Source organism: Maricaulis maris (assembly GCF_049116555.1).
GTDB classification, from domain to species: Bacteria; Pseudomonadota; Alphaproteobacteria; order Caulobacterales; family Maricaulaceae; genus Maricaulis; species Maricaulis maris_C.
Map to the genome: position 1 here is coordinate 70511 of NZ_JAGDYT010000014.1, position 19037 is coordinate 89547.

General features: G+C 64.5%; 13 protein-coding genes and 1 tRNA gene. 11 read left to right on the forward strand and 3 right to left on the reverse strand.

The genetic code is table 11. The annotated features are described in order from the left end of the window. The first annotated feature begins 160 nt into the window (after nucleotides 1-160). Nucleotides 161-1774, forward strand: coding sequence for a phosphoenolpyruvate carboxykinase (locus JXQ94_RS13765; RefSeq protein WP_421924363.1), 1614 nt, complete (start codon nucleotides 161-163; stop codon nucleotides 1772-1774). Between the two features lie 190 nt (nucleotides 1775-1964). Here JXQ94_RS13765 and JXQ94_RS13770 read toward each other — a convergent pair whose 3' ends face one another. After that, entirely contained in the window at nucleotides 1965-2375 is a 411-nt protein-coding gene (locus JXQ94_RS13770; protein WP_421924364.1) for a hypothetical protein, read from the reverse strand. Between the two features lie 194 nt (nucleotides 2376-2569). Between JXQ94_RS13770 and JXQ94_RS13775 the strand changes: the two genes are divergently transcribed. From JXQ94_RS13775 to thrC, 4 genes are all read left to right on the forward strand, one after another. Then, nucleotides 2570-2794 (forward strand): hypothetical protein, encoded by a 225-nt coding sequence (locus tag JXQ94_RS13775; protein WP_421924365.1) that lies wholly within the window; start codon nucleotides 2570-2572, stop codon nucleotides 2792-2794. A gap of 148 nt (nucleotides 2795-2942) precedes the next feature. Continuing rightward, nucleotides 2943-4745, forward strand: coding sequence for a homoserine dehydrogenase (locus tag JXQ94_RS13780; RefSeq protein WP_421924366.1), 1803 nt, complete (start codon nucleotides 2943-2945; stop codon nucleotides 4743-4745). Continuing rightward, nucleotides 4742-5686 carry a homoserine kinase gene (locus JXQ94_RS13785; protein ID WP_421924367.1) on the forward strand — a complete coding sequence of 315 codons (945 nt, stop codon included), beginning with the start codon at nucleotides 4742-4744 and terminating at the stop codon, nucleotides 5684-5686. The genes JXQ94_RS13780 and JXQ94_RS13785 overlap by 4 nt, the downstream gene beginning before the upstream one ends. Beyond that, nucleotides 5683-6987 (forward strand): threonine synthase, encoded by a 1305-nt coding sequence (thrC, locus tag JXQ94_RS13790; protein WP_421924368.1) that lies wholly within the window; start codon nucleotides 5683-5685, stop codon nucleotides 6985-6987. The genes JXQ94_RS13785 and thrC overlap by 4 nt, the downstream gene beginning before the upstream one ends. 287 nt (nucleotides 6988-7274) lie before the next feature. Here thrC and JXQ94_RS13795 read toward each other — a convergent pair whose 3' ends face one another. Continuing rightward, nucleotides 7275-11609, reverse strand: coding sequence for a calcium-binding protein (locus tag JXQ94_RS13795; protein ID WP_421924370.1), 4335 nt, complete (start codon nucleotides 11607-11609; stop codon nucleotides 7275-7277). A 492-nt stretch (nucleotides 11610-12101) separates the two neighbouring features. On the opposite strand from JXQ94_RS13795, the gene JXQ94_RS13800 reads away from it, so the two are divergent. The 5 genes from JXQ94_RS13800 (at nucleotide 12102) to JXQ94_RS13820 (ending at nucleotide 17298) form a co-directional block, all read left to right on the forward strand. Beyond that, nucleotides 12102-12668 carry a spore coat protein U domain-containing protein gene (locus JXQ94_RS13800; protein ID WP_421924371.1) on the forward strand — a complete coding sequence of 189 codons (567 nt, stop codon included), beginning with the start codon at nucleotides 12102-12104 and terminating at the stop codon, nucleotides 12666-12668. A gap of 88 nt (nucleotides 12669-12756) precedes the next feature. After that, nucleotides 12757-13467, forward strand: coding sequence for a molecular chaperone (locus tag JXQ94_RS13805; protein WP_421924372.1), 711 nt, complete (start codon nucleotides 12757-12759; stop codon nucleotides 13465-13467). A gap of 97 nt (nucleotides 13468-13564) precedes the next feature. Then, nucleotides 13565-15958: a hypothetical protein gene (locus JXQ94_RS13810; RefSeq protein ID WP_421924373.1), complete on the forward strand. Its 2394-nt coding sequence runs from the start codon at nucleotides 13565-13567 to the stop codon at nucleotides 15956-15958. Then, on the forward strand, nucleotides 15951-16802 hold the full coding sequence (locus JXQ94_RS13815; protein ID WP_421924374.1) for a hypothetical protein: 852 nt from the start codon (nucleotides 15951-15953) through the stop codon (nucleotides 16800-16802). The genes JXQ94_RS13810 and JXQ94_RS13815 overlap by 8 nt, the downstream gene beginning before the upstream one ends. A 124-nt stretch (nucleotides 16803-16926) precedes the next feature. Further along, nucleotides 16927-17298: a hypothetical protein gene (locus JXQ94_RS13820; RefSeq protein WP_421924375.1), complete on the forward strand. Its 372-nt coding sequence runs from the start codon at nucleotides 16927-16929 to the stop codon at nucleotides 17296-17298. 62 nt (nucleotides 17299-17360) lie between these two features. Here JXQ94_RS13820 and JXQ94_RS13825 read toward each other — a convergent pair. Then, nucleotides 17361-17437 (reverse strand) — tRNA-Met (locus JXQ94_RS13825). Between the two features lie 115 nt (nucleotides 17438-17552). On the opposite strand from JXQ94_RS13825, the gene JXQ94_RS13830 reads away from it, so the two are divergent. Further along, nucleotides 17553-18803: a prolyl hydroxylase family protein gene (locus JXQ94_RS13830; RefSeq protein ID WP_421924376.1), complete on the forward strand. Its 1251-nt coding sequence runs from the start codon at nucleotides 17553-17555 to the stop codon at nucleotides 18801-18803. Nucleotides 18804-19037: the final 234 nt, after the last annotated feature.

Consider the following 19037-nt stretch of genomic DNA (forward strand, 5'->3'; position numbering starts at 1 on the left):
CCCCATACCATGAGTGTTTGGCGGGACTGGCAAGTGACTTGCGTCCGTCGACGATACAGGCCCGTCCCTGCCCCGTTTCGGGGCGTCCGGCGGGCGAACAAACGTTCTGCCTGACGACGCGGGAAAAAGCGCCGCAGGTACACTGGGGGTAAGGAAAATCATGTCCAAGTCCGAAGGTCTTGATGGCGGTCTCGAGGCACTGGGTGTCCAGGCCGGAACGGTCAATCTCAACTGGAACGAGCCGCGGCTCTACCAGGAAGCAGTTCAACGCGGCGAAGCCGAGGTCGCCGAAGGTGGCGCCCTCGTCGCCAAGACCGGCGCCCATACGGGCCGCTCGGCCAAGGACAAGTTCACCGTCCGCGACGACGTCACCGAGAACCAGGTCTGGTGGGACAATAACGCCGCCATTTCGCCGGCGCATTTCGATGCCCTGTGGGAAGACTTCCAGGCCCACATGGCGGGCAAGGAACTCTTCGTCCAGCAATTGTTCGGCGGCGCCGATCTGGATCACCGCCTGCCCGTGCGCGTCGTCAACGAGCTGGCCTGGCACTCGCTTTTCATCCGGCATCTCCTGCGCGTTCCCGCTGCAGAGGAATATGCCGGGTTCGCGGCCGAGTTCACCATCATCAACCTGCCCAGCTTCAAGGCCGACCCGTCGCGCCATGGCTGCCGGTCCGAGACCGTGATCGGCGTCGATTTCGAGCGCCGCATGGTGCTGATCGGCGGAACCTCCTATGCCGGCGAGACCAAGAAATCGGTCTTCACCATTCTCAACTATCTCCTGCCGGCCAAGGGCATCATGCCGATGCATTGCTCGGTCAACGCACGTGAAGACGGCAGCGATGCCGCGATCTTCTTCGGCCTGTCCGGGACCGGCAAGACGACGCTGTCCGCCGATGCCAGCCGCACGCTGGTCGGCGATGACGAGCATGGCTGGTCGCCCAATGGCCTGTTCAATTTCGAAGGCGGTTGCTACGCCAAGATGATCCGCCTCTCGGCCGAGGCCGAACCGGAAATCCACGCCACCACGAAGATGTGGGGCACGGTACTCGAGAACGTCGTCATGGACCCGGAGACCCGCGTCCTCGACCTCGATGATGACAGCCTGGCCGAGAACAGCCGTGGCGCCTACCCGCTCTCGGCCATTCCCAACGCCTCGGAGACCGGACGCTGCGGTCACCCCAAGAATGTCGTCATGCTCACCTGTGACGCCTTCGGCATCATGCCGCCGATTGCCAAGCTGACCCCGGCCCAGGCCATGTACCACTTCCTGTCGGGCTATACCGCCAAGGTTGCCGGTACCGAGAAAGGGGTGACCGAACCGTCCGCCACCTTCTCGACCTGTTTCGGCGCGCCCTTCATGCCGCGTCACCCGTCGGAATACGGGGCCCTGCTGCGCGAGCTGATCGCCGAACACGGTGTCGATTGCTGGCTGGTCAATACCGGCTGGACCGGCGGCGCCTATGGCACCGGCCAGCGCATGCCGATCAAGGCCACCCGCGCCCTGCTCAACGCCGCCCTGGATGGCTCACTCAACAGCGCCGCTTTCCGCGAAGACCCGAATTTCGGCTTCATGGTGCCGATCGCGGTGGATGGCGTTGATGCCGGCATTCTCGACCCGCGCTCGACCTGGGCCGACAAGGCGGCCTATGACGACCGTGCCGCCTCGCTGGTCGCCATGTTCAACGAGAATTTCAAGACTTTCGAAGGCCATGTCGCGCCCTATGTTCGCGCTGCGGCTCCGAAAGTGCGCGAGCTGACAGCGGCTGAATAAGCTTCGGCGTCACCCGCGAAAACAACAAAGCCCCGGCCGCTTGGTCGGGGCTTTTTCTTGGCTGGGCGGGGGAAAGCGTACGCTCAGCCCCGGGGGATGACGGTGGGTTGGGGCGTATTCCTTGTGTCGAGGGCAGAGTTCAAGGCATGGAGCCAGGGGGGCCCGGCAAGACAAATGAACCGCGCTCCCCTCACCCCTGCTTCGGCGCCAGACGATGCCCCAACCAGGCCATCGGCAGGAAAACCGCCAGCCCGGCCGCCCACATCCAGAGCGGGCTCGGGATGAAGATGAGATTGCTCAGGCCGGCGAAGAGCAGGCCGCCACCCGCCATCATGGAAAGGGCGAGATGATGGGAACGGGCCAGAGCGCTGGTCACCCAGCCGGCCGCCAGGGCGCCGCCAGCCCAGGCCGCAACAACTGCCATGCGATTGATATCCGGCACCTGGGCCATGGCCGCGCGCATGGCGTCGGCATCGCTCATATCCTCCGGCAGCAACCCCTCCGGCAGGGGTAGCGCCATATGACCGGCGGCTTCGAGCAGGCCGGTCATGATGCCGCCGGCAATGACGCCGGCCAGGACGGACAGGATGATGCGGATCATGACGGGCTCCCGATCTCGGCGCAGCGTCACAGGAGGCGCAGCCGGGCCGACAGGCGCCAAGATTGCCCCAGCATGATGCGTGCGACCAGCCCACAGGCTGCGGAGAAAATCTTGTCGGCCAGTGTGACCTTTAACACCCGATTACAGAATTTCTGCCAAAAAGGGTTTGACGGCGCGAAATTTTTGCGCACTTCTTGTTTTCGAGTTTTGCAGGTGCAGCAATCGTGCTGACGCCGGCACGCCGCCAACGCGGCAGAGGATTTGTCGATATGGCCAGCGCCATGGACATGACCAGCCACCGTCAGCCGACCCTTTCGGGTTCGGACCTGACCGGCTGCGCCATTCTCGGCGGCCTCGGTACCACCACCACGATTACCATGACGACCTCCTGGACAAGGGGAGCGGCCAACGTGGCGTAGCGGTACCAGACACACCGCACACACCGAACCCGCTCCCCAACCGGCGAGCGGGTTTTTTCATGTCCGAATTCAAGCCCAGACCCCTCAAATCCACACCGATCTCACTCACCACACATCTCACATCGACCCGACCCGAAGGACCCGACCCATGGCCTTGCCAGACCAGCCCCAACCCGACCAACCCAGCCTTCCGCTCAAACTCAGCGTTCTCAAATTCGGCAGCTCTGTCCTGTTCACGCCGGACGATTATGCCCGCGCCGCGCACGAGATCTATCGCCATGTCCGCGCCGGCGAGAAGGTTGTCGCTGTCGTCTCAGCCCTTGATGGCGAGACCGATGCCCTCTTCGGCGTCGGCAATGATGTCGGCCAGGGCTGCTCGGACGCACTGCTGGCGCGCCTGGTCCGGTGCGGCGAGCTGAAATCGGCAGCGCTGATGGGTCTGGCCCTGGAACGCTCCGGCATCCCGTCCGCCGTGGTTGATCCGCATGAAATGGACTTGCGGGCCGAAGGCGAGGCGCTGGACGCCAATCTGACCGGGCTGGACAAGAAAAGGGTCCTCGCCCGCTTCGAGACGGTTGATGTGATTGTAGCGCCGGGCTTCTTCGGTGAAGGCAAGGACGGACCGGTGACCCTGGGTCGGGGTGGCACGGATCTGACCGCAGTCGAGTTCGCCCATTGGCTGGGCGCGGACCGGGTACGGCTGATCAAGGATGTCGACGGGGTCTATACCGATGATCCCGCCAAGGTCGCGAATGCCAAGCGGCTCGACCAGCTCGATTATGATGAAGCCGCCAAAGTGAGCCGCGGCCTGGTCCAGGACAAGGCCATCACGCGGGCCAAGGAACAGAATGTGGTCATCGAGGTCGCCGCGCTCGGACGCCCCTACGCCACGCGTATTGCCGCCGTCGAAAAACGGGCCGGCGACGGCCTCGAAGCGCGACAGCTCAAGGTCGCCATTCTTGGACATGGCGCTGTTGGCGCCGGCGTGTGTCGACATCTTCTCGCTCATCCCGGCCGCTTCGCCCTCAACCCGGTCCTTGTCCGCGACCCCGATCAACATCGCGCCGGAGCCCCCGCCGCACTCGCCTTCACCGCCGATCCGGCCGAAGCCCTGGCCAATGATCCCGATATTGTGGTCGAGACAATTGGCGGAACCGGGTTGGCCCGCGCCCTCTCCCAGAGCGTCTTGCGCGAGGGCGCTCACCTCGTCACCGCCAACAAGGCGGTGATGGCGCTCGATTTTGAACGCTTGCACGAATTGGCGGAGGAGAATGGCCGCTCACTGCGCTACTCCGCGACGATTGGCGGCGGCGTCCCCATCCTCGAACTGGTCGACCTGCTTGCCGCCAATGACACCCTCCTTACGGTCGAAGGCGTGTTGAACGGGACCTGTAATTTCGTTCTCGGGCAGCTCGGCAAGGGCGTGCCGCTCGCTGATGCGGTCGCTGAGGCGCAAAGGCTCGGCTTTGCCGAAGCGGATCCGAGTGCCGATATCGATGGTTGTGACGCGGCCGACAAGCTCGCCATTCTGGTTCGCCATGCCTTCGGGGTCGCCCTTCACCCCGACCAGATCAGCCGCGAAAGCCTCAGCGACCTGTCCGCCGCCCGCATCGCTGCAGTCAATGAGCAAGGCCTCGTCTTCAAGCAGGTCGCCCGCTGCAGCACCACAGCGGACGGGCAGGTTGAGGCCCACGTCGAAATCCGGGCCCTGGCGCCCGATCACCCCCTGGCCGGGCTCGTCAATGAGGGCAATGGTGCCCTGTTCGAGCTGCCATCCGGCCAGGTCGGCGTCTTCGGCAAGGGCGCCGGGCGCTGGCCGACCGCCGAAGCTGTCTTTGCCGACATCATGGATATCCAGCGCGCCTCCATCCTGCCGCCTTCCGATGCATCGCGCATGCCGGAGAATCCGCTTAGCCATATCCGCCGGATGTCCTCGAGGACCGTGGCATGAGCAAACCCCCATCGCTGGCGCGCGCAAGCGCGCCGGCCAGTATCGGCAATGTCGGCGTCGGGTTTGACGTGCTCGGCCTCGCCTTCGACGCCGTGCGTGACACAGTGACGGCACGCCGCGAAGCCGTGCCAGGGGTCCGGTTGGGCCATGTCTCCGGACTGGTCGAGGCGCTGCCGTCAGAAGTCGAGGGCAATTGCGCCCTCGCCGCGGCCCATGCCGTGCTTCAGGCGGCGGGCGCGCCCTGCGGCCTGACCATCGATATTCACAAAGGCGTGCCGCTGAGCGCCGGCATGGGCGGGTCCGCGGCTTCAGCTGTCGCGGCCGCCGGCGCGGTCAATGCGCTCCTGGGGTCACCGTTCGGGCTCGCCGAACTCCTGCCTCTCGCCATGGAAGGCGAGAAAGTCTCTGCCGATCCGCCGCCCTGGGACAATGTCATGGCGGCCCTGATGGGGGGGCTGGTCGTGGCCGGCCAGATTGACCCGCCACTGATCCGTCGCCTGCCCCTGCCAGCCGGCGTGGCCTGCATCCTCTTCCATCCTGATCGCAAGGTGGAGACCCAGCGCGCCCGCGAACTGCTCGCCCCGACCATCGCCAAGGACATTGCCGTCGAGCATGCCCGCAATATGGCCAGCTTCGTCGCCGGCTGTGCGATCAATGATCTCGACCTGGTGCGCGCCGGCCTGCGCGATGTCTTCATCGAGCCGCAGCGCCGCCCCCTCCTGCCGGAACTTGAACCGGTGCAGGCTGCGGCCCTCGCCGCCGGCGCACTGGGTTGCTCCTTCTCCGGGTCAGGCCCGTCGGTCTTCGCCTGGGCTCTGGAAGCCGACCTCCCGGCCGTCGAACGCGCCATGGCTGACGCCTTCCGTGCCGCAGATTGTGACGCCAACGCCTATGACGCGCCGATCGACTCGGCCGGACTGCGCGTGGAGTCGGTGGAATGAGATATCTGTCGACCCGCGGTGACGCGCCTCGCGTTCTCGCCGACGCCGCCTTGCGCGCCGGGGTCGCGCCCGATGGCGGGCTCTACATGCCGGAAGCGCTCCCACGCTTCAGCCCCGCCGATTTCAGCGACACACCTGACCTCCCCGGTCTGGCCGCCAGGCTTCTCGCACCCTTCTTTGCCGGCACTCCGATACATGGCGCCATGGCGGATATCTGCGCCGACGCGTTCAACTTCCCCTGCCCGCGCGTGCGCCCGGACCGCGCTGGAACCGCACCCGACATACTGGAACTCTTTCACGGCCCGACCGGCGCCTTCAAGGATTTCGGCGCTCGCTTTCTCTTTCGCGCCTTCAGCGCGCTGGGCCAGTCATCAGACCGGGGGACAACGGTATTGGTTGCGACCTCGGGCGATACGGGCGGTGCCGTCGGTTGTGCCGCTGAAGGTGTCGCCGGGACCCGGGCGGTCATCCTCTTTCCCGCCGGGCGGATCTCGGCTTTCCAGGAACACCAGCTGTGCTGCTGGGACACCCCCGTCGAAGCGGCGCGGATCGAGGGCGATTTCGACGCCTGCCAGGCGCTGGTCAAAGCCGCCTTCGCCGATCCGGACCTGAGCCGGCGCCACAACCTGACTTCGGCCAACTCCATCAGTATCGGCCGTTTCCTGCCGCAAATGACCTATTGGGCCCGCGCTGCGCTGGACGTGTATGCGGAAACCGGTGAGGCTCCGGGCCTCATCATCCCGACCGGCAATCTGGGCAATGCCTTCGCTGCCGTCCTGGCCCGCGCCTGCGGCCTGCCGATTGGCCCGATCGTGCTGGCAACCAATGCCAATACCACCCTCGCCGACTGGTTCCGCTCCGGCCGCTATCAGGGCCGCCCGTCGATCGCCACACTCGCCAACGCCATGGATGTCGGGGCGCCCAGCAATTTCGAGCGATTGTCGGCTCTGAAGGACGCGCAAATTGAGGACGTCCTTGCGATTGATGATGCGTCCATCAAGTCTCGCATCAAGGCGAGTTTCGACACGAGCGACTACATTGCCTGCCCGCACACGGCCACCGCTCTGGAGGCTTGGCATCGACTCGACCCCGCAATTCGCGACGCACGACGCTGGATCATCGGTGCGACGGCTCATCCCGGCAAATTCGCCGATACCGTGGAACCGGTGGTCGGCCGGCCTGTGGGCCTGCCACCCGCACTGCGCACCGTGTTGGACCGCCCGGTCCGGTGCCATGACATCGCCGCTGACAAGGCCGCCCTTGCAAATCTGCTCGCCGTCACCGTCTCCGCGACGCGATAGAGCTGACCTCCCTAAGCCCCCATCCGGACGCGCCGGGCAGGCGTGAAGCGGGTCAATTGAGGGCCTGCCTGTGCGACCGGCGCACGGGGCCCCGGGCGGCCGGGTCGTCGTCCCGCCTCAGGGTTGCTCACCGGGATGTCGAACGGGAGAGGCCTGACTGGGCCGCCGTAGAATTCAAGGCGAGCGGCCGCAGGCTGGGCATCGCCTCGCCGGCAGAGGCCCGTCGGTACGCAACGCGTACGGACCTGAACACAGGCCAGACCTGAGCCCGCGTTCAGGTCGGGCCGTCAGGCCCAGCCATCGATTGCGTCATGCGGCAGGATCACCTCGTCCAGCGGATCGATCAGGGCGAGTGGCGTGTCCGGCTTGTCGGTCGACGCCGCCCGCATCTCCCCGGGTGCGGCGGTCGAATGACCGCCCATGGCATCAACCCAGTCCAACGGCTCGACCGCGTCGCGGGAGATTGGCCCGGGCTGACCGGACGGCCTGTCCGACAGCGACAGGAAGCCTTCCATCGCGTCCTCGGCCTTGTACCGGGCCAGGAGCCGGTCAACGGCCGTGTCGGTCTCGACAGACTCCGCCCAGACTGCCTGCACCTCACTTTCAGCCTCCGTCACGAACAGGGGCGTGGCCGAGGTCGCATCCGGGACGATGCCGGGAATATTGGCATTGGTGAGCGCGGACGCTTCAACCCCACGCAGGACAACAAGATTGCTCCAATTGTCGCCGCCGCCATCTTCATCAATCTGGATGATACTGAAACCATTGCGGTCAACCAGGCGCAAAAAGCCTGTATCGAACGGATTGGCTCGATAGGGCAGGCCATCAAATATCCCGCCGGAAAAATAGAGCCGATCCCCCCCTTCACCGGCCTCGAAGTCGGAAATCACCATGCGGCGCGGCACGTGGTTCAGATAAATGACATCGGAGCCGGATCCCAGGGTTATCTGGTAAGTCCCGACCGGGCCCTCGATCCCGTAGACACCGCTCAGATTGAGGCTGTCATCGCCGCTGCCGCCATGAATGATGAACCGCGAGAACTGGTGGGAGGTTGTGATTCGGAACTGATCATCGCCAGCATCCCCCGCCATGGTCACCTGAGAACTATAGAGCGCTGCGCCTTCCTGATAGTGATAATCGGAGAAGGACAGAATGTCGTAGCCGTCACCGCCGCGCAGCAGGTATTCCGCTGTTCCGGGCACGGACCGACGCACGATGTACAACCCGTCATTGCCGGCTCCCCCCAGCAATGTGTCATTGCCCCCGATATCGGCATAGAGCGTGTCATCGCCATCACCGCCGCGCAGCACATCGTCGCCGGCACCGCCATAGAGACGATCACGCCCGTCATCGCCGAACAGATTGTCATCACCACCATGACCGTAAAGTTCATCACCACCGGCGAGGCCGCGTATGACATCCCCGCCTATGCTCCCATGAATCCGGTCATAGGCGTCGTCAGAGCCGATCAGGCGCTCACCGGTCGGCGGCGCGCCATCGGGACCGAACCCTCCGAGATTGTCCGCAACGAAATCACTGGCATCCGTGTTGCGAAGCACGGCCAGGGTTTCCCAGCGTGACCCGGCCTCGCCGGACTTCCACTGCACCCAGACATGATCGCCGCGCTGCAAAAGGCGCGCATGTCCGGTCCCGAACGGATTATCCGACCGGTTCCAGGTTCCGGCGAGCGTATTGAAGTCGATCACGAGGTTGTCACCATCAACACCGGCCTGGAAGTCATCGACAATCAACTGGTCCGAATTCTCGTTCCAGACGATGGTGTCACGCCCGGCACCGGTTGTGACAGAGTAGAACCCGTCGCCAGCGGTGAGGTGGTCATCGCCAGCGCCAAGATCGACCACATAGGCAACATCGCCACCTGCCGTGACGTCGACACGGTCGTCACCATCCCCCAGGTCGAGCAAAAGCCCCCCAACGACCGAATTGGCCGTATCGCGGACCAACACGCTGTCGGCACCGGTTCCGCCACGGATCGTTATACCGCGCGCGTCGATGGCCTGGCCAAGGCGGACATCAAATCTGTCATCGCCCTCGCCACCATCCATCTCACTGCTGGCCGTGTGATAACCGCGGACAACAAAGACATCATTGCCCGTGCCGCCGACCATCACATCATGCCCGTCTCCCGCAGTGAGCGTGTCATTGCCCTCACCCCCATCCAGCTGATCATCGCCCGCATCGCCACTCAGCGAGTCATTCCCAGTCCCGCCAATGAGGATGTCATTTCCGTCGCCGCCGTTCAGATAGTCGACGCCTGCCTGGCCGGAGAGGTAGTCATCCCCGTCCTCCCCCCAGAGATTGTCTGTGCCGAGACCACCCAGCAGGATATCGGCGCCGGCGCCGCCGTAAAAAACATTGTTCCCGCCGCCTGACGTGATGACATCATCCCCTTCGCGGCCGTAGGCATAGTCATTTCCGGCACCCACAGCGATTTGGTCATTGCCATCGCCGCCATCGACCCGGTCAGCCCCGTCGCCACCGTCGAGGATGTCATGGCCAGAGCCACCGAAGATGTCGTCATTGCCCGTACCGCCGGAAATCCGGTCGCGCCCCGCATCGCCATAGAGTGTGTCGTCGTCCGCCCCACCCTCAATCAGGTCATGCCCGTCGCCGCCATGAATTTCGTCCTCGCCGGCGCCACCATCGAGCGTATCGCCCAAATCACCGCCATGCAGCCCATCCTGCCCGTCGCCACCGATCAGGGTATCGCGCCCACCTTCGCCGAACAGGCTATCATCGCCGCTGCCACCCTCGACGCGGTCATTGCCGTCGCCGCCATAGGCGGTGTCGTTACCCGCGCCGGATTCAATCAGGTCGTCGCCCAGGCGCCCGTAGAGAAAGTCATCGCCAGCAGTTCCGGTCAGCGTGTCATCCGAATTCGTGCCCAGTATCACACTGCGCAGCACGAACTGGTTTTCTCCGTTCGGCTTCTCGACGAGCACCATGGAAGTGCGCTTCAGCGTAACAATCTGCTCGGCCACGCCATCGCCATCGATGTCGAACGAAATCACGGTGTCACGGCCGACATGTGTATAGATGACTTCCCCCGCAACACCGCTGAACTGACCCGCGTCACTGAGCGTGAAATTCATCCGGTTGTGACGGCCGAAAGTCTTGAGGTCGAAGACTTCTCCGGCCGCGGCATCGGTTAGGGTTGTGTGGCCGGACATCGAATAGAAGAAATAGGTATCCGATCCGCCTCCCCCAGTGACGAGATTGGTCCCGGCGCCCGCGTCAAGCCAGTCATCGCCATCACCCCCCACAAGGCGATCATCGCCATCACCTCCGAAAAGCCGGTCGGCACCGTCCCCGCCCGCGAGCGTATCGTCGCCGGCACCACCATAGATCCGGTCCTGGCCCGCGCCGCCGCGCAAATCGTCAGCCAGCTCGCCGCCATCGAGCAGATCATTGCCGTCCCCGCCGTCCATGACATCGCTGCCAGCGCCCCCGACCAGCGAATCATTGCCGCCCATTCCGAGCAAGACGTCATCGCCCTCCTCTCCGTACAGCCGGTCGTCGCCGTCGGAGCCCGTCATGTGATCATTGCCCTCTTCGCCATACGCCGTACCGCCGACAATCATCGTGTCATTACCGGTACCGCCGTAAAGCAGCGCGCCTGTCCCGATGATCAGGTCATCGCCGGCGTCGCCGAACAGGTAGCCATTGGCAATGATCGTGTCATTGCCATCACCGCCCCGAACATGACTGTGCGCATCGGCTCCGGTAATTTCGACATAGTCATCACCGGCGCCGAGATCCACGCTCGCGCCATGATCCGCACCCAGAACGCGATCATTGCCCTCACCGCCCCAAAACCAGCCGCCGCCGGAACCGAGATGGAAGGTGTCATTGCCAACCCCTCCCTGAACCTCGACATAACCATCCCCGGCGTGGACGGTGTCATCGCCGGCACCACCGAATATGCGGTCGCGCCCGCCACCGCTGGTAATCACGTCATCGCCGTCAAAGCCCAACAGGACCTCGGCAGCGGCACCACCAGTCAGGGTATTATCCAATGCGTCGCCATTGACCCGGGCGACCGCTTCGAAAATCCACGGCCGGAAATAGGTTCCAACGTGCTCAATTCCGACATCGGCACCAAGCTGGAGCGTAAAGTCCGCGTGCCCGTCGCCATCAGTATCCGCCTGTAGAACCGTGTTTGTTTCCGTATAGACAACGCGGAATTCGCCCTGCTGACCGGAGAATTCCTCGGTAACGATCCAGGTCATGCGGTAGAATTGATCGTCAACTCCTGCTTCGAAATAGAGGCGCTCGCCCACTTCCATGTCCGTAATGGTTTCGCCGATATCACCGGTCGAAAAGTAGAAGCTGTCGACCCCGGAGCCACCACTGAGGCGGTCAGCGCCCGCGCCCCCGTCGATCGTGTCATCGCCGGCACCGCCATTGATGCGATCATCGCCACCCAGCCCCGATATGTCATCATCACCGGTTGTGCCGATCAATGCATCGTCACCCGCCGTACCGACGATCACAGACGCCGGCTGCTCAGACGCCGCCTTTTGACGTTGAGTCAGCCCCAAACGGCCATTCCAGACAGGAATTTCGAAGGCCCTAGCCTCATCGATTACGCGCCAGTTCATTGCACATCTCCCTGCACACGTATCGCAGGGCAGGCCACCAACACGTCTGACTCAACTAAAACCAAAGCTTGTACAATTTAACGAGCTTCCGTCGGCTTGCATCGGAAAAATTCAGTTGAAAGTGGCCGCTCTTGCCAAAGCCCGCGCGGGCCCGGCTCTCTCTGGCTTGAGCCCGGTTTGAAGTCGCAAGTGTCAGCGAGTTTGGCGATGGCCGGGCCGGCCGGCCGGCGCTCCGGACACGCCCATGGAAACTGGACGATTATCCCATCAAATTGATCGAATTTCGAAGAAAGCCCCATAATGAATGGAAGGTGAACGGGATTGCCTCGGAAAACTACCCAATGAGGCACGAAATCGGCGAAGAAACCCCGGTTCGGTCCCTTTTCGCCCCCGGTTCAGCCCCAAACCCCTCCTAGCTTGGACCAATCGAAGGTCGGTGATCGCGAAAGCCACCCCGTCGATTGGACAAACTCAAAGCCTTGGGGGCTGCACATGTTGAACAAGATCCTCACCACCAGCGCGATTGTCGCGGCTCTGGCCACCGGTTCCAGCTTTGCCCAGGAGGGCGGCTCGAACCAACTCTCCTATGACCTGTCGGCACAAGTGAGCTCGGTTTGCGGCGTCTATAACGCAGGCGGAACCGAAATCGATGTCGATTTTGGCGACCTGGCCAATACGGAAACGACCGGCACGGTCGAGCAAGCGGCCGGCTCGGCCTCCTATGCCTGCAACTCGCCGAACGGCTTTACCCGCACCATCGCCTCGACCAATGGCGGCTATCTTGTCCGGTCCGGAACCGGAGGCGGCGCGCAGAACCAGATCGCCTATGAAATGCGCCATACCGGCAGTAATGGCCTGACCATGAACTGGACCCAGCTGACCTCGGCCGCGACCGCAGACCTGAACGGCCCCAGCTTCCTGACAGGCCAAACCGGCAATGTCGACTTCCGCGTCTATGGCGTGCGTTCGACCAATGCCGGAGCCGACGGCGCCGCCTATACTACGGTCTTCGCCGGTGACTATTCCGATATCGTCACCGTCACGGTGACTGCGAAATAATCCTGACCGTGCTAGCGTCCGGACAGGCAGGCCCAACCGGCTTTGCCTGACCGGGCCCAGCCCGGGATCGGAAAGGGGAGGCCCGCTCATGACACGCCTGATCACCCATGCAAAACGCACGCTGGTTGCCATCCTGGCGGTGATTGCAACTGCCGGCCTGGCGATTGCCTATGAAGTGGAACCGATGCGGATCATTCTTGATCTTGGCAGCGGACGGACCTCGACCGTTATCACGATCAACAATACCCGCGACAGCGACTTGCCGGTCGAAATCGTGATGAAGCGCCGCATCGTCCATCCCGACGGCACGCAGGAATTCCTGCCGGCAGAAGACGCCTTCTCGGTTTTCCCGCCCCAGGCCCTGGTCCCGGCCGGCCAGAGTCAGGCGGTGCGGATTTCCTATATCGGCAATCCGGACCTGGAAGACAGCGAGGCCTTCATCGCCGAGGTGCAGGAAGTCCCGGTCTCCGAGCCCGGTTTCACCGGCGTCGTCTTCGCCTATAATTTCGGCGTCGCGATTTATGTTCGTGCTGACGATGCGCGTGCCGATATCGCCCTGTCCGACATCTCCCGCGAGGCTGATGGATTGATCTTTACGGCCAGCAATAGCGGGACTGATTTCGCCATGCTCAGCGATATGGCCCTGCGCCTGGCTGTGGGAGGCGAAACGGTCCGCCTGACACCGGCCCAGCTTGCCGAACTGGTCGAGAACCCCATCATCCCTCCGCATGGCAGCCGCGAGTTCCGTCTTCCCATCACCGGCTTGCCGGATGGCCCGCTCACCATCGCGATCGACTGAGTGGTCGCGGGCGATGCCGGGGGGTAAACAGACGGGACCATCCAGCCCCGGGCGCCATGCGCCCGGGCGCTTTGCCATTGGCCTGATTGCCTGCCTGTTGTCCGGATTGATCCCACTTGGTCACAGTGAGGCGGCAGGGCTGCAGACCAGTGAGCAGCTTTTCCTGGTCGACCTGCCGCTCGTCGTCGATGGCCGCCGCTACCCGGCCGTGACCGTGCAAACCTCGGTCTCCACACTCAGTCGCATTGCTCCGGACGCCCTTGCCCGGTCTATCGGCCCGGCGCTTAACGACCAGACCCGGGACGCGCTCGAGGCCCGGGGCGCGGGGCTGATTCCAATAGCCGACCTGCACTCGCTGGGCCTGGCGCTGTCGCTGGAGCCGCGAACCCTGACCGTAAATGTCCAAATCAGCCTGGAGAGCCGCGCCCCGACCGCCGCGTCACTGGCCCAGGACTGGGTCAATTGGGACGAGACCGCAATCCGCCCCGCTCCCTTTGCATTCGGGGTCACTGGCGCCCTCTCGGTCTCGGATTCCGTGTCGGACTCCAGCGGCAGCTCTGCCGATCTGCGGCTGGATGGGTTCGTGAATTTCGGAGGCCTTGACGGCATCAGCGTCGACTGGGGAGGCCGCTCCTCCCTTCGCACCTCTGGCGATACCCGCTTCACGCGCGATCGCATCGTCGCCTTTACCGAGCGGGCTACCGACGCCCGGCGCATTTCGGCCGGCGACCTGGCACCACAGCTCGGACGCAATATCGGGCTGCTCAATCTCGTCGGCCTGGCCGTCGAAACCAATTACCGGGACCTGCAACCAACACGAAACATCCGGCCGACCGGTGATCGGTCTCTCGTGCTGGACCGCCCATCGACCGTGGAAGTCTACGTCAATGGCGCGTTGATCGAACGCTTCGCGGCCGGTCCGGGCCCGGTCGATCTTCGCGACATTCCCCTGGCCAACACCTCCAACGACATACTGATTGTCGTCGAAGATGATCTTGGCCGACGCGAGGCGGATCGCTTCAGCCTCTCCGCCAATATCGACTTGCTCGCCTCCGGCCTGACCGAGAGCATCTGGACGATTGGTTTCGCGCGCGATGAGGCTCGCTCCGACTTTGCCTATGACAGCGAACAACCGGTCATCGGCGGGTTGTGGCGCCGCGGTCTCAGCTCGAACCTGACCGCATCCGCATCCATGGCGCTGAACCAGGATTATCGCGGCGCGAGTGGTGCGCTCGCCTTCCCGTTGGCGGGCGGTGTCGCTCAGGCCGAACTGACCGTGACCGAGGTCGGTGGCCGCGGCACCGGCGCAGCGAGCGGCTTCGCCTTTACCGGGGGGCCTTACTGGGCCGAGACACGTCGGGCCACGCTGAATTTCCGGGTCGATCACTACAGCGTCGATTTCGCCACGCTGAACACATTGAGCACGCCTCCCGCCACACGGTGGTCCCTGGGCGGTGACATGCGCCTGAGCCTGACAGAAACGGTCTCGATGAGCCTTGGTGCCCAGTATCGCGACAGCCATTTCGGGGATGAACGGACCCGTACACTCTCGGCCAGCCTGAACCGGCGATTTGGCGACATCCTCGTCTCGGCCTCGGCACGGCACACAGACTCCAACACACGCAATCCCGAATCCGGCCTCTTCGTGACCGTGAGCCGTCGCTTCTCAGGCCGCCAATTCGTCAGTGCCAGCCATGACAGCCTGGCGCGCAGCAGCCGGATCGACTGGCGACGCGGGCGCGGTGATACGCTGCCCTTCGTGCAGGCACGAGCGGCGGCCATTCGCCGACCCGAGAGCCTCGATTTGCGCGGTGCCGTCGATCTGACAGGGGCGCGAGCCAGCCTGCAGCTGAGCGCCGATCACCAATCCAGCCGCATCGGCGCGCCGGACCGCTCGGCCTATGCGCTTCGGCTGCAATCCGGATTCGCCTGGAGCAACGGGCAGCTCGGCATTGGCCGCGACCCTGGGCGGGGCTTCGTCATGGTCGATCGTCACGCCTCCCTGGAAGATGCGGAGCTGGCCATCGCCCTGCACGCCAGTCCGGCCCCGGTCGGGCGCGCCGACCGGTTCGGGCCAGCGGTCATCCCGGTTGATGCCCCCTATCGGCCGGTTCGCTTGCGCGTCGATGCGACCGGTCTCGCGCCGGGCTATGATATCGGACCGGGGCAATACAACCTGATTTCGGGCAGCGCGACAGGGAGTCGAATCACGGTGGGCAGGCCAGCCTTCCGCACGGCGGTCGCGACCCTGTCCAGGGATGGCGAACCACCGGCCCTGCAATACGGCCTCCTCACCCATCTCGACAGTGATGCCACCCAGGCCTTCTTCACCAACCGCACCGGGCGCGCCGCCTTCAACGCCCTCCTGCCCGGGCGCTATGAAGCCCACCTGCAGTCACAGCCGGGAATGATCTACCGCTTTACCATCGACGCCGATGCCGACGCCTATGTCGATCTTGGCCAACTGGAAGGGGAAGCCCGTCATGATTAGCCTTCTGATGTCCGCCGGTCTCGGTCTTGCCGCACTCCAGCCGGCGCCGCGCTGCGACGGGTTCGAAATCGACATCACCCAGACCGATGGCCTCGTCTATGACGGTGCCGACATCACCGACACCATCGTCCATCTGAACTTGCGCGCGACGGAAACCGAGCTGTCGTCGCGCTGCGGACAGATCACGGTCAGCCTCGCCATTACCAACAGGTCCGCCGCCGAGCCGCTCCTGTCCGGCCCGGCCGCCGAACTGGAAGCCGATTGGGAACGTTCCGATGATATTCGCCGGACCGGGTCGACCTGGCGGCTGCGGCGCAATGCCGTGCGCAGGCTGGTCAGCGGCGAAACGCTGACCCTGCCTTTCTATCGCCTCGCCGCCGGACAATTCATTCCGCCCGGCCTTTATGAGCACCGGCTTGAAATCGCCAGTGGCGACCGTCTCGCGACGACGCCAATCACCAGCCAGGTCCTGCCGGCCCTGCGCTTCGAGGGCAATACCAGCGCGGGTACCCATGCCATTGACCTGGGCGATATCGACACCGGCGCGCGTGGCCGTTCGGACTTTTTCTTCCGCACCAATACCGCCGTCTCGGTCATGGTCCGGTCGGATAATCTCGGCGCGCTCATTCATGAGCGCGGCGAAGAATTCGGCGCCGTCCGCTACACCGCATCCGTCTCCGGTCAGCGCGTGGATCTGAGCCTGCCGGGCGGCGATACGGTCGATTTCCCTTACCGGACCAGCGCCGTCCAGTCGGGCTCGCTGGAAGTCGACGTCCCTCCGGCAACGCATCACTATGCGGGCCGCTACCGCGATGTCATCACGATGAGCTTCATCCCCTATTGAAGCCACATTAAGCATGGCGCGCGGTTTCACGGGCACAGGGACGCGAAGTCTGCTAGACCGGGCCTGCAACAGGTTGAGCTTCGGGTAGAATATGCGGCAGGCACGAACAGGTATGGCGAGAGGCATGGGACTGGCGGGCCTCGCCGCGGCTGTCCTGATCGCTCCGCTGGCCAGTGCCGAGATGCGCCTTGCGCTGAACGCCACCGTCTCGACTCAGTGCGCGATCGCCGACATCGACAGCGAAGCCTGGGCCGACGGTGTTCTGCGGGTCAGCGCCCAATGCAATGCTCAATCCTATCGGATCCGCTTGATAAGCGGCGATACCGAGATCGACCTGGCAACAGCCAGCCTCGTCGAGCCGGGGGCCGATGTGCGCCTGCGCTCGGGCGATGCCTGGGTGATTCAGGACCGGCCCGGCAATCGTGACATCGAGATAAGCGTCGACGCGCCCTTCGCCCTGGCCGGCCCCATCTCAATCCGCCTCGACACGCTCTAGCCCCCTGGTCCACCGCATCCCGGCAGAAAAAAAACCCCGCGCCGAAAGCGCGGGGTCTTTATTGGGTGCGGGGGTAGGATTTGAACCTACGACCTTCAGGTTATGAGCCTGACGAGCTACCGGACTGCTCCACCCCGCATCAGGGTGCTCCGGCTCGGTGTGGGCCGGGAGCGCGTGTGTAAGCTGACATCCGTATACGGTCAACAGCATAGCTGCGCTTGGCGCGCATTCAAAAGCAGGGTTTAACTCGGGCCATGACACAGGCTCAGACACCGACCAGCGAAACCGCCACAACGGCGCTGCGCGACTGGCATGCCGGCCGGCATGACGCGGCTTTTGACGGCGCCGAAAAAGCCACCCGGGCGGGCGATGAAGCGGCCATGGGCCTGCTCGTCCAGTTCAGCGGCCTGCCCGAGGCCCGCGATGATCATGCCGCCCGCACCCGCGCCGCCCTGGACCTGGCGCCGGACGGCATGATGCGCAACCGGCACCGGGCCTATTTCCGCGCCGCCGGGATCGGGCACGACACGGCCGATTGGGCCGGCGCCCTGACCGAGCGGATGGCTCAGGCGGATGCCGGTGACTGGGTCGCCCTGACCGAACTGGGCCTGCTGGCCATCATGAGCGACCAGGCGACCACCGGACGCGCCTGGCTGGAGCGGGCGGGCAAGGCCGGCTCGGGCCTGGCGATCGCCGCCCTGATGCGCGAGTCCCTGGAGGCCGGCGAACGTTTTGCCAGCCTCGACACGCTGGGCCCGGGGCTGGCCAATTCCGGGCATCCGATGGCCGGTGGGCTGATGCACCGCTGTGCCCAGCTTCCGGCCGCCTCCGCCAATGACGAGGCTGTGGAACCGGCCGATCCGGCGGACTGCCTGACCCGCATTGCAGAGGCGATGCAGGCCCCGGCCAACGCGCCTGACCGGCTGCACGACACCCCGCGGATCGACCGGTGGCCCGGCGCAATCGCGCCCAGCGCCTGCGATTATCTGACTGTGGGGGCGGCCCCGCTGCTCAAGCCCGCCCAGATCATCAATCCCAGGACCGGCAATCTGGAAAACGATCCCTATCGCAGCTCCCTGACGGCACCGATGCCCGAGCAGGCGATGGATCTGGTGTCCTGGGCCATCAAGTGCCGCATGGCCGCCCTGTCCGGCCAGCCGCCTCGCCACGGCGAGGCCCTGGCTGTGATCGTCTATCGCCCCGGCGAGGAATACCGGGCCCATTTCGACTTCATCCTCGATTCCGAAGGCCAGGCCGCGCGCGACATTGCCCAGCGCGGCCAGCGCGTCGCCACCTCCCTGGTGCGCCTCAATGAGGAGTTCACCGGCGGCGACACAGTCTTCCCGCGCATCGACGTGCGCTGGACCGGCCAGCGCGGCGACGCCCTCAGCTTCGACAATGTCGCGAGCGATGGCAGCTGCGACAAGGCCAGCCTGCACGCTGGCGAAAAGGTCACCGAGGGCGTCAAGGTGATCGCCAGCCTGTGGCTGCGGGAGCGGCCCTAGATCCATCCCCACCCTGGTAGAGCCCCTGATTTGTAATCAGGGGGTCGGGGGTTCGAGTCCCTCAGCCGGCACCAGATTTTCGCTCCTGGATGCATGGATGGCGCGGCGATACGGCCTGCGTTTTCTGTGGCCGGTCAAGTTGGATGTGACGCGCGCCAACGCGCGGGACTGGCCATAGATCGCTTGTCAGCCAGCAGGCCGCATCCGGGTCTTCAGCTCAAGGGTGAAACCGCG

Bases quoted from the DNA above. Each gene is read 5' to 3' on its own strand.
- JXQ94_RS13795 (WP_421924370.1), bottom strand. From the start codon at position 11,609: ATGAACTGGCGCGTAATCGATGAGGCTAGGGCCTTCGAAATTCCTGTC.
- JXQ94_RS13765 (WP_421924363.1), top strand. From the start codon at position 161: ATGTCCAAGTCCGAAGGTCTTGATGGCGGTCTCGAGGCACTGGGTGTC.
- JXQ94_RS13820 (WP_421924375.1), top strand. From the start codon at position 16,927: ATGGGACTGGCGGGCCTCGCCGCGGCTGTCCTGATCGCTCCGCTGGCC.
- JXQ94_RS13815 (WP_421924374.1), top strand. From the start codon at position 15,951: ATGATTAGCCTTCTGATGTCCGCCGGTCTCGGTCTTGCCGCACTCCAG.
- thrC (WP_421924368.1), top strand. From the start codon at position 5,683: ATGAGATATCTGTCGACCCGCGGTGACGCGCCTCGCGTTCTCGCCGAC.
- JXQ94_RS13780 (WP_421924366.1), top strand. From the start codon at position 2,943: ATGGCCTTGCCAGACCAGCCCCAACCCGACCAACCCAGCCTTCCGCTC.
- JXQ94_RS13800 (WP_421924371.1), top strand. From the start codon at position 12,102: ATGTTGAACAAGATCCTCACCACCAGCGCGATTGTCGCGGCTCTGGCC.
- JXQ94_RS13830 (WP_421924376.1), top strand. From the start codon at position 17,553: ATGACACAGGCTCAGACACCGACCAGCGAAACCGCCACAACGGCGCTG.
- JXQ94_RS13785 (WP_421924367.1), top strand. From the start codon at position 4,742: ATGAGCAAACCCCCATCGCTGGCGCGCGCAAGCGCGCCGGCCAGTATC.
- JXQ94_RS13805 (WP_421924372.1), top strand. From the start codon at position 12,757: ATGACACGCCTGATCACCCATGCAAAACGCACGCTGGTTGCCATCCTG.
- JXQ94_RS13770 (WP_421924364.1), bottom strand. From the start codon at position 2,375: ATGATCCGCATCATCCTGTCCGTCCTGGCCGGCGTCATTGCCGGCGGC.